The sequence below is a fragment of the Ruegeria sp. CDSA246 genome (genome assembly GCF_059611225.1).
Genome location: NZ_JBXWPD010000009.1, coordinates 161,363 through 173,130 on the forward strand (window position 1 = coordinate 161,363; position 11,768 = coordinate 173,130).

Annotated in this window: 10 protein-coding genes; 3 read left to right on the top strand and 7 right to left on the bottom strand. The window is 58.1% G+C overall.

The genetic code is table 11. The annotated features are described in order from the left end of the window. Window positions 1-61 precede the first annotated feature (61 nt). From AC2FI9_RS13650 to mnmH, 3 genes are all read left to right on the top strand, one after another. Complete coding sequence (locus AC2FI9_RS13650) at window positions 62-1,639, top strand: bifunctional metallophosphatase/5'-nucleotidase (RefSeq protein WP_496768305.1); 1,578 nt, start codon at window positions 62-64, stop codon at window positions 1,637-1,639. 140 nt (window positions 1,640-1,779) lie between these two features. Further along, a complete protein-coding gene (locus AC2FI9_RS13655) occupies window positions 1,780-2,445 on the top strand; it encodes an SOS response-associated peptidase (protein WP_496768307.1) in 666 nt (221 codons plus the stop codon). 42 nt (window positions 2,446-2,487) lie between these two features. Next, on the top strand, window positions 2,488-3,540 hold the full coding sequence (mnmH, locus tag AC2FI9_RS13660; RefSeq protein WP_496768309.1) for a tRNA 2-selenouridine(34) synthase MnmH: 1,053 nt from the start codon (window positions 2,488-2,490) through the stop codon (window positions 3,538-3,540). Here the strand turns inward: mnmH and selD are convergent. Genes selD through AC2FI9_RS13695 form a run of 7 tightly spaced genes read right to left on the bottom strand, consistent with a single transcriptional unit; the run spans window position 3,531 to window position 11,623 of the window. Further along, window positions 3,531-5,690: a selenide, water dikinase SelD gene (gene selD / locus AC2FI9_RS13665; RefSeq protein WP_496768311.1), complete on the bottom strand. Its 2,160-nt coding sequence runs from the start codon at window positions 5,688-5,690 to the stop codon at window positions 3,531-3,533. The genes mnmH and selD overlap by 10 nt on opposite strands. Window positions 5,691-5,695: 5 nt before the next feature. Next, window positions 5,696-6,082 (bottom strand): Na+/H+ antiporter subunit G, encoded by a 387-nt coding sequence (locus AC2FI9_RS13670; RefSeq protein WP_282119930.1) that lies wholly within the window; start codon window positions 6,080-6,082, stop codon window positions 5,696-5,698. A gap of 7 nt (window positions 6,083-6,089) precedes the next feature. After that, entirely contained in the window at window positions 6,090-6,359 is a 270-nt protein-coding gene (locus tag AC2FI9_RS13675) for a K+/H+ antiporter subunit F (RefSeq protein ID WP_058274196.1), read from the bottom strand. Next, on the bottom strand, window positions 6,356-6,856 hold the full coding sequence (locus AC2FI9_RS13680; RefSeq protein WP_496768313.1) for a Na+/H+ antiporter subunit E: 501 nt from the start codon (window positions 6,854-6,856) through the stop codon (window positions 6,356-6,358). Before AC2FI9_RS13680 ends, AC2FI9_RS13675 begins: the two co-directional genes overlap by 4 nt. Further along, window positions 6,853-8,397: a monovalent cation/H+ antiporter subunit D gene (locus AC2FI9_RS13685; protein ID WP_496768315.1), complete on the bottom strand. Its 1,545-nt coding sequence runs from the start codon at window positions 8,395-8,397 to the stop codon at window positions 6,853-6,855. The genes AC2FI9_RS13680 and AC2FI9_RS13685 overlap by 4 nt, the downstream gene beginning before the upstream one ends. After that, the gene (locus AC2FI9_RS13690; protein ID WP_108860216.1) at window positions 8,394-8,753 is read right to left on the bottom strand and encodes a Na+/H+ antiporter subunit C; all 360 of its coding nucleotides are present in this window, start codon (window positions 8,751-8,753) and stop codon (window positions 8,394-8,396) included. The genes AC2FI9_RS13685 and AC2FI9_RS13690 overlap by 4 nt, the downstream gene beginning before the upstream one ends. Next, window positions 8,753-11,623, bottom strand: a complete 2,871-nt coding sequence (locus AC2FI9_RS13695) for a monovalent cation/H+ antiporter subunit A (RefSeq protein ID WP_496768317.1) — start codon at window positions 11,621-11,623, stop codon at window positions 8,753-8,755. Before AC2FI9_RS13695 ends, AC2FI9_RS13690 begins: the two co-directional genes overlap by 1 nt. Between the last annotated feature and the right edge of the window lie 145 nt (window positions 11,624-11,768).

Genomic DNA, 11,768 nt, shown 5'->3' on the forward strand with positions numbered 1-11,768 from the left:
CCTTTGACTCTCGGCGTTGCGCGTCGCAACATCTCCGCAATTAACAATAGGGAGTTAAACTATGCTCACCCGTCTTTTGACATCTGCTGCGGTGCTCAGCCTGACCGCAGGCATGGCATTTGCCGAGTACAAACTGACGATTCTGCACACCAACGATTTCCACTCGCGTTTTGAGCCGATCAACAAGTACGACAGCGGTTGCGGTGATGAAGACAACGCCGAAGGCAAGTGTTTCGGTGGTTCCGCACGCCTGGTCACTGCGGTCGAAGAAGCACGTGGCCGTGCCGAAAACTCGATTCTGGTGGATGGTGGAGACCAGTTCCAGGGATCGTTGTTCTACACCTACTACAAGGGTAAGGTCGCGGCCGAGTTTATGAATAAGCTAGGCTACAACGCGATGACAGTGGGTAACCACGAATTCGACGACGGCCCCGAGGTTCTGCGCGGCTTTATCGACTCGGTCGATTTCCCGGTTCTGATGTCCAACGCGGATATCGCGGACGAAGAGTTGCTGACCGACAAAATCAAGAAATCGACCGTGATCGAAGTTGGCGGCGAAAAGATCGGCCTGATCGGCCTGACACCAATCGACACTGACGAGCTTGCCTCGCCCGGTCCGAATATCTCGTTCTCGGACCCGGTGCCTGCGGTTCAGGCCGAGGTGGACAAGCTGACCGGTGAAGGGGTTAACAAGATCATCGTTCTCAGCCACTCGGGCTACGGTGTGGATCAGCGCGTTGCGCAGGAAACCACCGGAGTTGACGTGATCGTAGGTGGTCACTCGAACACATATCTGTCGAATACGTCGGACAAGGCCGCTGGCCCGTATCCGACTGTGGTCAACGGCGTTCAGATTGTTCAGGCCTACGCCTATGGCAAATTCCTGGGTGAGCTGAATGTGACCTTTGACGATGACGGCAACGTGGTCTCGGCTGCTGGTGAGCCGCTGATCATGGACAACACCGTCACCGAGGATCAGGCCGCGCTGGATCGTATTGCCGAGCTGGCCGTGCCATTGGATGAAATCCGCAACAAAGTGGTTGCAAACTCTGCCGATGCCATCGAAGGCGACCGCGCTGTTTGTCGTGTTCAGGAATGCCAGATGGGCAACCTTGTGGCCGACGCAATGTTGGCACGCGTCGCGGATCAGGGCGTTAAGATTGCGATTGCCAACTCGGGCGGTCTGCGGGCTTCGATCGATCCGGGCGACGTGACCATGGGCGAAGTGCTGACCGTTCTGCCGTTCCAGAACACGCTGTCGACCTTTGAGATCAGCGGCCAGGGCGTCATCGATGCGCTGGAAAACGGCGTCAGCCAGGTGGAAGAGGTCAAAGGCCGCTTTCCGCAGGTTGCTGGCCTGACCTTCACCTGGGACCCGGCCGTTGCGCCGAACGAAGGACGTATCGCTGAGGTCATGGTTGCCGACGGAGACGGGTTTGTTCCCATCGATCCGGCCGCGACTTATCTGGTGGTCACCAACAACTACGTCCGCAATGGCGGTGACGGCTACAAGATGTTCTCGGGCGACGACAAGAACGCCTATGACTTTGGCCCCGATTTGGCAGATGTAACGGCGGAATACCTGGCCGAAAACGCGCCTTACACGCCCTATCTGGATGGGCGGATCAAGCAGAAGTAAATCTGTTTCGATATTCAACCCAAAAGGCCGCGTTTGACGCGGCCTTTTCAGTCTTATGGTCAGAAACGGCTTGATGGTGTTCCGCTCGGTATCGGTGCGGGCGACATTAACCTACAATTTCTGAAAAAGGGACAAAGCCTATGTGCGGACGGTTTGCCGTAACACTTCCCAACGATGCAATGGCGCAGCTTTTTTCGGCGCGCCCGGCTAACACTTTGCCTGCGGTGCCAAATTTCAACGTCTGCCCGACCAATCAGGTGCATGTGGTGCGCGCCGGGGAAACTGGGCGCACGCTTGATCCGCTGCGCTGGGGGTTTTTGCCCCATTGGTACAAGGCGGAAAACGCAGGACCTCTGTTGATCAACGCGCGGGCGGAAACGCTTGCCGAAAAGCCCGCCTTTCGCGCTGCATGCCGGGAACGCCGCTGCCTGATCGCCGCGACGGGGTTCTATGAATGGACTAAGACGGAACAAGGCGACAGGTTGCCATGGTACATCTTCCGTCAGGACAACGCACCGATTGCCCTTGCCGGTGTTTGGCAGGATTGGGGGCCTGAAGATGCGCGGCAGGGCACCTGCGCCATCGTCACGACGCCGGCCAACCGTCACCTCAGCGCGATCCATCATCGCATGCCTTTGATTCTGGAACCCGATGACTGGCCGCTGTGGCTGGGGGAGGCCGGAAAAGGGGCCGCGCGTCTGATGCAGCCGGGGGACGAAGATGTCCTCAGCTATCATCGCGTCAGCCCGACCGTGAATTCGAACCGCGCCAGCGGGCCGGAATTGATTGAACCGATCGAAGCTTAGGCTCGACTTTTCATTCTCAGCTTTGCGGGATAGACCTCTGACATGGTTCTGAAATTCGACAGCCTGCCCAATCTCTATGCGCATGAATTCGATACGGTGATCGACGTGCGCAGCCCGGCGGAATTTGCCGAGGACCATCTTCCCGGTGCCATTAGCCTTCCCGTTTTGGACAACGAGGAACGCGCCCGTGTCGGCACGATCTATGTTCAGGAAAGCCCCTTTCTGGCGCGCAAACTGGGGGCCGCGCTGGTGTTTCGGAATGCGGCCAATCACATCGAGAACAGCCTGTCCCATCATGAAGGCGGGTGGCAGCCGCTGGTGTATTGCTGGCGAGGGGGGCAAAGATCAGGGTCATTCACCTGGATGCTGCAACAGATCGGCTGGCGGGCCGAAGTGGTCGAAGGTGGCTATCGAACTTATCGCCGGTTGGTGAAACGGTATCTTTATGATGACCCGCTACCGCATCACCTGATTGCGTTGGACGGCTATACTGGCACGGCCAAGACCGAATTGTTGGCGCATCTTGCCGTACGTGGTGTTCAGGTTCTGGATCTGGAAGGCTTGGCTAACCATCGCGGATCCTTGCTGGGTGAAATGCCCGGCGGCCAACCCAGCCAAAAGGGGTTCGAGTCTGCCCTGTCGTCTGCGCTGTGCCGTCTGGACATGTCGCGCCCCGTGGTAGTTGAAGCGGAGTCGTCCAAAATCGGCTCTCTGATCTTGCCGCCGACGCTTTGGGCGGCCTTGCGTCAAGCCCCTCGCATCCAGATAACAGCCTCCGTTCAGGCGCGTTCGGACTACTTGGTATCCGCCTATGATGACGTTTTGTCGGGCTCTGACCGCCTCCGTGACCGCCTTTCCCCGCTGCGGTTTCACCGCGGGCATGACGTGGTGAACGGTTGGCTGGACATGATTGACGCTGGTGACAAACGCGCACTGACTCAGGCGTTGATCGAACAGCATTATGATCCTGCATATAGTAAGTCCAGCCGTGTGCGCAGGTCAGACGTTATCGCAAATATCCATGCGTCAGCGCTGGATGATGCTGGCTTGTCTGCAACAGCAGCGCAGATCGAAGCCATTCTGGGTCAGCTTTGAACGCGAAGCCCCGGCGCATCGGTCATGTGCCCAATGATTACGGCAGGATATCCCGCTTCGCGCAAAGTTTCGCAGATCATCTGTTCTTGATCTGCTGGTACCGCGGCCAGTAAGCCTCCGGCCGTCTGAGGATCATACAGCAGGTCAGCTTTGCCGCCCGTCGGTAGTTCGGGCGTAGTCGCACGATTGTCTTTGAACAAGGTTGACCGGATGCCCTGCGCGGCCAGTTCTTGCGCGCCGTCCATAACCGGAACTGCCTCTAGATCCAGGGTGGCACCGCAACCCGCGGCCTCGGTCATGCCCAGCAGGTGCCCGGCCAGACCAAATCCCGTTACATCGGTCATCGCATGTGCATCTACCAGTACTTCCGAAGCCCTGCCTTGTGGTTGCACCATATGTGCAAGAGCGGCCGCAACCCATTCACCCTTTGCCGCGCCCGCCATCTCTGCGGCCATCAGAACGCCGCTGCCCAATGGTTTGGTCAGGATCAAAGAATCACCAGGTGCCGCGCCGGACAGTGTGATCGGGTCGGCGTCGCACAGGCCAGTCAGGGTGAACCCGATCGTCATCTCGTCACCCATCGAGCTGTGCCCGCCGACAATCTCGGCCCCAGCGTTACGGATGACGTCGCTGGCCGTTGCCATGATCTCGGCCATGGTGCGATGCTGAAGGGTTGGCGACATGCGGGGCAGGATGATCGTTGCCGTGGCGGCTTGTGGGCGGGCTCCCATAGCCCAGATATCCCCGAGCGCGTGAACCGCTGCAATGCGCGTCATCAATGCGGGATCGTCCACGAAGCTGCGCAAATGGTCCGAGGTCATGACCTGCCGAGCACCCCCGGTCTGCAACAGGGCGGCATCATCGCCGGGCAGTGGAGTCACATCCGCACGAACAGGGGAGGGCAGATCGGCAAGCGCAGTATGCAGCGCACCGCGTCCGACCTTGGCACCACAGCCCCCGCACATGGGTTTGTCGCCCAAGGCTTCGGTTAAACCAGCCGCGTGATGGCGGGGTAAGGCCGGAGGCTTCATCTGCGGCAGATTGCGAAACTTGTCCATAAAACTTTGATCGATGTGGTTTTTCCATTTCCACATCAACGGCCCGCTGAACGAGGTCCCCAGCCGTTCTCCCAATGCAGACTTGCCGCCTAGTGATATGAGCTTGAGGTAATCCTTTTGCGGCTCATACCGCCGCATGGCACCTGACCCCAAGGCGGCCCTTAGGTTTTGGAACAAAACGGGGGCCTCGCGGACTGCATAGACACCTGCTTTGGGGCGGGGATTTTCGCTCAGATGTGCGCAGTCGCCCGCAGCAAAAATCGCAGTATCGCTGGACTGCAGGTGCCCGTCGACGCGGATGAAGCCGTCCTGAAGATCCAGCCCTGTATTCGTGATCCAGTCATAGGGTTTTGCACCGGCCGCACCAGTTACAAAGCTGGCCGCGATTTGACGGCCATCCTGCAGTGCGACGTGATCCTTGGCGATGTGCGAAACAGATGCCTGTTCGACCACTTCGATACCCAGATCAGCCATTGCCTTGCGAATGGTCTGCGCGGATTTGGGATGAGTCGCAGTCAGGGCATGTGCGCTGTCAATCAGGGTCAGGTGCGCGGTGCGCCCCTTGGTGCGCAAGGCAAAGGCCATAGCCATGATAAGCTCGGCACCGGCCACCCCGCCGCCGATCACAGCGACCGAGGCTTCACCTGATCTTTCCAGATATTCTACCCATCTGGCAGCAAACGGGCCCAACGGTTTGGCCGGAACCGCATGCTGGGCAAAACCCGGCACGGCGGGCATGTCCGATGTAATTCCGACATTGACTGAAGCCACGTCAAACGCCACCGGAGGACGGTCTGGCACATGAACCTCGCGCCGTTCTGGGTCGATGCCGGAAACCGCGCCCACAATGATCCGCGCGCCGGCAAAGCGGGCTAGTCTGACCAGATCTATGTTCAGGTCTTGACGTGCGTAGTGCCCGGCGACAAAGCCCGGCAGCATCCCCGAATATGGCGCCGTGGGACCGGGGTTGATCACCGTCACCCGTGCGCCAGCCAGGGGGTTCATGCCCCACTTGCGCAGCAACAATGCATGAGTGTGACCGCCGCCGATTAAAACCAGATCGCGGGTTAGGGGCAGCGGTGGGTGGTGCATCAAACTCAGGACTTGCTGTGATCAGGGACGTCTTCGACCTGCTCAACAGCGTGCGTAGCCCAAAGTTCATCCTCGCCCGCATCTGGCAGATCGCTGGGCTTTTCATGGCGGTGAATGTGCCATTTGGCAATGAACAGGGCTGTGATCGGCGCGGTCAGGAACAGGAACAATGTGATCAGAAGTTCGTGTAGCGACAGGTGCTGTTCGATCAGAACCGAGTGGCAGATCGATGCCAGCAACACGCCACCCACACCCAGGGTCGTCGCCTTGGTGGGTGCGTGCAGGCGGGACATCGGGTCTTTCAGCTTGATCATCCCGTATGAGCCGACAAAGCCGAATATGCCCGAGACGACCAGGAAGAAGGCGATCAGAAGTTCTATGATGAAACTCATACCACCCTCACTCAATGATATTGCCACGCAGCATGAAGCGCGCGTAGGCAACCGTTGAGACAAAGCCCAGCATGGCAATGATCATGGCAGATTCGAAGAACACTTCTGTTCCCAGAGTCAGACCATATAGGATCAACAGAGCGATCGTGTTGATGACCATCGTATCCAGCGCAAGAACGCGGGTGCCGACGCCGTCTGCGGTGATGATCCGCCAAAGGCACATCATAATGGCCGCGCCGAAGCAGGCGAATGCAAAGGCGATTGCAATGTCGATCATTCGAAAATCTCCTTCAGGCGACGCTCATAGCGGCTTTTGATCTGATCTCGCACGGCGTCAGGGTCGGGTGCATCCAGACAATGCACGAGCAGGTTATGCCCCTGCGCAGACAGATCGCTGCTGACGGTGCCGGGTGTCATGGTGATTGTACCTGCCAGCACCGTGATCGCCTCGGGGGTGCGCAATTCCAGCGGGACACAGATCCAGGCCGGCTGACGATCTGCGTCGCGTTTGAACAGGATAATCCGGGCGACAGTGACGTTGGCGACCACGATGTCCCACAGTACGACCAGGATGTATTCAACAACCATAGGCCAGTTGCGCAGCTTTGGGCGATCAGGCCAGTATGGTTGGGTGATAAAGGGGATGATAATCCCCAGGATCAGGCCAAAGACCAGCGAATTCAGGGTCATGTTGTTGGCCAGCAGGACCCAAACGATGGTCAGCAGGAATGTCAGGTGCGGGTGCGGAAAAATCCGGTGCAGAAGTCTGATCATGCGTCGCCTCCCAATACGGCTGCGATGTAGTTTTCGGGTGTGAACAATTGTTCCGCCGTCTTGTTGGTATACTCCAGCGCAGGCCCGGCAAACACCGTCAGTAGAACAAGGCCTATTGCCATTGCGAACACGGCCGTGAAGGTCAGGGCGGGGTTCGGCTCGGGCGCAGGTACGGGCTGGGCTTCTTCTTCGTTCTCCGGATTCATTTCGGTGTTGTGCTGGGCATCATGGCTTTTCCAGAAGATCAATGAGCCTGCCCGGGCAAAACCCACGATTGTGACGAAGGAACCGATTAGGATTACGGCCCAGATAGCGTTTGCATCCGGGGCGTCGCGCGCGGCATCCAGAACCAGCAGTTTGCCGATAAAGCCCGACAGCGGTGGCATACCCGCCAGCGCAATGGCCCCCACGAAGAACAGAGCCGAGATCAGACCCGTTTGCGGCATCGGAGCCGTTGGGGCAATCGCGCCGCCCCGACGCTCCATCACCAGATCGGCGACCAGGAACATAAGCGCGGTCGCCAGGGTTGAGTGATAGACATAGTACAACGCTGCTGCCGTCGCCGTCTCAGTGAACAGCGAGATCGCGATCAGCAAAGTTCCCATCGATGTGATGGCACAGAACGCCACCATACGCGCGATATGCTGTGTGCCCAGAATGCCGATGGCACCAACGGCCAGCGTCACCAAAGCGGCGGGTTGTAACCAAGCACCAACAAGCCCCTGCGTAGCCTCGACCTCTGGGCCGAAGCCCAGTGTGTACATCCGCAGAATCGAGTAGGCGCCAACCTTGGTCATGATCGCAAACAGGGCGGCTACTGGCATGGGCGCGCTGGCATAGCTCGCGGGTAGCCAGAAATGCAGCGGCAAGACAGCGGCCTTGATACAGAACACCAACAGCAGCAAAACTGCACCAACCCGCAGCAGGGCGGTGTCATCCGCTGGCAATTCGGCCACCCGCACGGCCAAGTCGGCCATGTTCAACGTTCCGGTGACAGCATAAAGCGTGCCTAAAGCAAACAGGAACAGGGTCGAACCAAGCAGGTTATAGGCCACATATTGCACCCCAGCCTTCAGCCGTACTGCACCGCCCCCATGCGTCATCAGGCCATAGGACGCGATCAGCAGAACTTCGAAGAAAACGAATAGGTTAAAGGCATCGCCGGTCAGAAATGCGCCGCAGACGCCCATCAACTGAAAGTGGAATAGGGCATGGAAGTGTTTGCCCCTGTCGTCCCAACCGGACGCGATCGCATAAAGAACGATCGGCAAAGCCAGCAGCGCCGTCAGCAGCACCATCATGGCCGATAGCCGGTCCAGCACCAGAACGATGCCAAAGGGCGCGGGCCAGTTGCCCAGTTCATAAACCTGAATATCGCCGCCTGCCGCCTGTGCGGTGACGGTCAGGGCAATCCCCAACAGGGCCACCACCCCAGCGACCGAAAAGATGCGTTGCAGGTCCAGGTGAAAGCGCAGGACCATGATGATGAACGGGGCCAGGATCGCGGGCAGGACGATTGGCGCAACGATCCAATGGTTCATGCGTCTTCTCCCGGCGCGTCAACGCTGTCATGGGCGTTCATGTCGATATGGTCATCCTTCGAGGACAGGTAGGCGCTGAGTGCGATCATCACGATCACAGCGGTCATTCCGAACGAGATCACGATGGCCGTCAGCACCAAAGCCTGCGGCAGCGGATCGGTATAGGGCACCTCTTTGTATTTGTTCAAAACAGCAGGCGCGTCCAAAGCCAATCGGCCCGTTGCGAACAGGAACACGTTCACGGCGTAAGTCAGCAGAGACAGGCCCAGAATGACAGGGAAGGTCCGGCGGCGCAGGATCAGGAATATCCCGGCAGCAGTCATGACGCCAACGGCAGAGGCTACGAGCGCTTCCATCAGACCTGCTCCTTGCTTTCTTCTTCTTGCGGCGGATTGTCTCGCAATGGGTTGATATCCATCGGGAATTCCTGCGCCATACCCGGTTGCCACGCAAATCGGGACAGGCTGTCCAGCGCCAGCATCACGGCCCCTAGAACAGCCAGGAAAACGCCGGTGTCGAACAGGATGGCGGTGGCCCATTCGAACTCTTCCAGCGGTGGCCAGTGAATATAGCCAAAATCGCTGGTCAGGAACGGACGATCGTTAAACCACGCACCCAGACCAGTAGCGGCGGCAATCAGCACGCCCCAGCCGATGGAGCCATGGTAGTAGAACCTCTGGCGTTCGATGGCCCAAGTATAACCGCTGGCCATGTATTGCATCAGGAAGGCGATTGCGACGACAAGGCCCGCGATGAAACCTCCGCCCGGCTGATTGTGGCCGCGGAAAAAGATATAAGCCCCGACCATCAGCGCGATGGGCATCATCATCCGGGTCACGACCACCATCATCAACGGATGCGAGTCCCCCGATTGCGGCCAATGTGGTTTCCGGTTCAGCAGGTAGCTGCGGACATTGGTGCCCAGAACGGCCTCGGTCAGGGCAAAAATGATAAGCGCGGCAATACCCAGAACGATGATTTCGCCAAAGGTATCAAATCCCCTGAAGTCCACGAGGATGACGTTGACCACATTGGTGCCGCCACCACCTTTGTAAGAATTCGCCAGATGGAATTCCGAAATCGTCGGAAAGGCAAAATCCCGCAGCAGCAGCGCATAGATCAACGCGCCCGAACCAATGCCCGCCACGACTGAGATTGCAGCGTCGCGCCAGCGGCGCGCGGCGCTGCTGTCCCAGGGCGTATCCGTGGGCAGGAAGTTCAGCGACAGCAGCAGCAGGATCATCGTGACCACTTCGACCGAGATCTGCGTCAGCGCCAGATCCGGGGCGGACAGATAGTTGAAGGCCATCGAAACGATCAGGCCGACAACACCAATTAGCACCAGCGACAACAGGCGATTGCGGTGGAACCACATAATCGCCAGCGTTGCACCCACAAGGCAGATCCATCCGATAAGCGGTATGATCTGAATGGGCAGCGCCTCTCGCGTGTCGGGGCCAATCGTGCCGGTTGTATAGGCATAATAACCCAGCGCAAGGGTGAAACCGATCATAATGATCGCGTAACGGCTGAGGACGCCGTTATGCAAAGTATCGGTGATCAACCGACTGAGTTTTGTCAGCACGCCGATCACAGTATCAAAGATCACCTTGGCCTCGGGGCGTGGCAGGGCATTCCAGATTTTCTCTTCATGCCGATGCAAGCTCAGCAGGAACAGACCGCCCAGTGTCGCCACCACGGACATATAGAGGGCAGGTGTGAAGCCGTGCCACAGTTTCAGCGAGTAATAGGGTAACTTCTCACCGCCAATGACCGCGCTGGACACAACAGCGACCAATGGGCCCACGATGGCGGCAGAGTTCAATCCGATCAGAACCACCAGCACGACAAGGAAGGCAGGCGCCAGCCACAGACCAACTGGCGGATCATGCGGATGGGCCGGGTAATCATGCCGCTCCGGACCCAGGAACACGTGGCTGACAAACCGGAAGGAATAGGCCGCTGAAAACAGCGCCGCCAACAATGCCAGACCCGGCACAAGATAATGAGAGTGCAGCCAAGTGGTGTGAACGGTCTCTTCCAGCATCATTTCCTTGGATAGAAACCCGTTCAGCGGCGGTATGCCCGCCATCGACAGAGCGGCGATCGTGCCAATCGTAAACGTAATTGGCATCAGGTGGCGTAAACCACCCAGCCTCTTGATATCGCGGGTGCCGGTCTCATGGTCCACTATCCCGGCGGTCATGAACAGCGCGGCCTTGAACGTGGCGTGGTTGATGATGTGAAATATCGCGGCTACGGCGGCGATCTTTGTGCCAAAGCCCAGCAACATGGTGACCAACCCCAGATGCGACACGGTCGAAAACGCCAGAAGGGCCTTGAGGTCATCCTTGAACAGAGCGATCACCGCGCCCATCAGCATGGTAATAAGTCCAGTTGTGGCAACAATGTAGAACCAAGCGTCGGTGCCGGCCAAAACGGGCCACATCCGGGCCATCAGAAACAACCCGGCCTTCACCATGGTGGCCGAGTGCAGGTAGGCAGAGACCGGTGTCGGGGCCGCCATGGCGTGGGGCAGCCAGAAATGGAATGGGAATTGCGCCGACTTGGTAAAGCAACCTAGCAGGATCAGGATCAACGCGGGCAGGTAATAGGGTGACGCCTGGATCAGCTCTTTGTTCTGCAAAATTACGCTTAGGTCATAAGACCCGACGATATTGCCCAGGATCAGCATCCCGGCGATCATTGCCAACCCGCCAGAGCCGGTCACTGCAAGCGCCATCCGCGCACCTTGACGTCCTTCGGGCAGGTGTTTCCAATATCCGATCAACAGGAAGGAACTAAGCGATGTGAGTTCCCAAAAGATAAGCAAAAGCAGTATGTTGTCGGACAGAACAATCCCGACCATCGCGCCCTGAAACAGCAGAAGATAGGTGTAGAACTGCCCCATCGGGTCCTCGCGCGACAGGTAGAACCGTGCGTACAGGATGATCAGCAACCCGATCCCAAGGATCAGCAGAGCAAACAGGAAACCCAACCCATCCAGCATGAAATTCGCGTTCAACCCAAGGGCAGGTATCCACTCGAACCGCGCAGTTACAACGTCGCCTCGCATCACAGACGGGATGTGGATCAACAGACCCATCAGCGCCAGAAATGTGGTCAACCCAGCAGCAGAAGCAGCTGCATTTCGTCCTGCCCTGATCAGAAGAGCTGGAAAAACAGCGCCGAGAAAAGGAAGGGCCGCGATGAGGAATAGGGACAAGTGCGATACTCCGTTCTGGGCGGTCAAGTAGTACTGATTTTGTAAGGATAATTTTCTTACTGTCCAGCTAATACAACTCATTTGCCGCGCGCCAACACAGCGAGGCTGCGGCTTTTGCCTGCAAAAATGACGTGAACTTGAACTG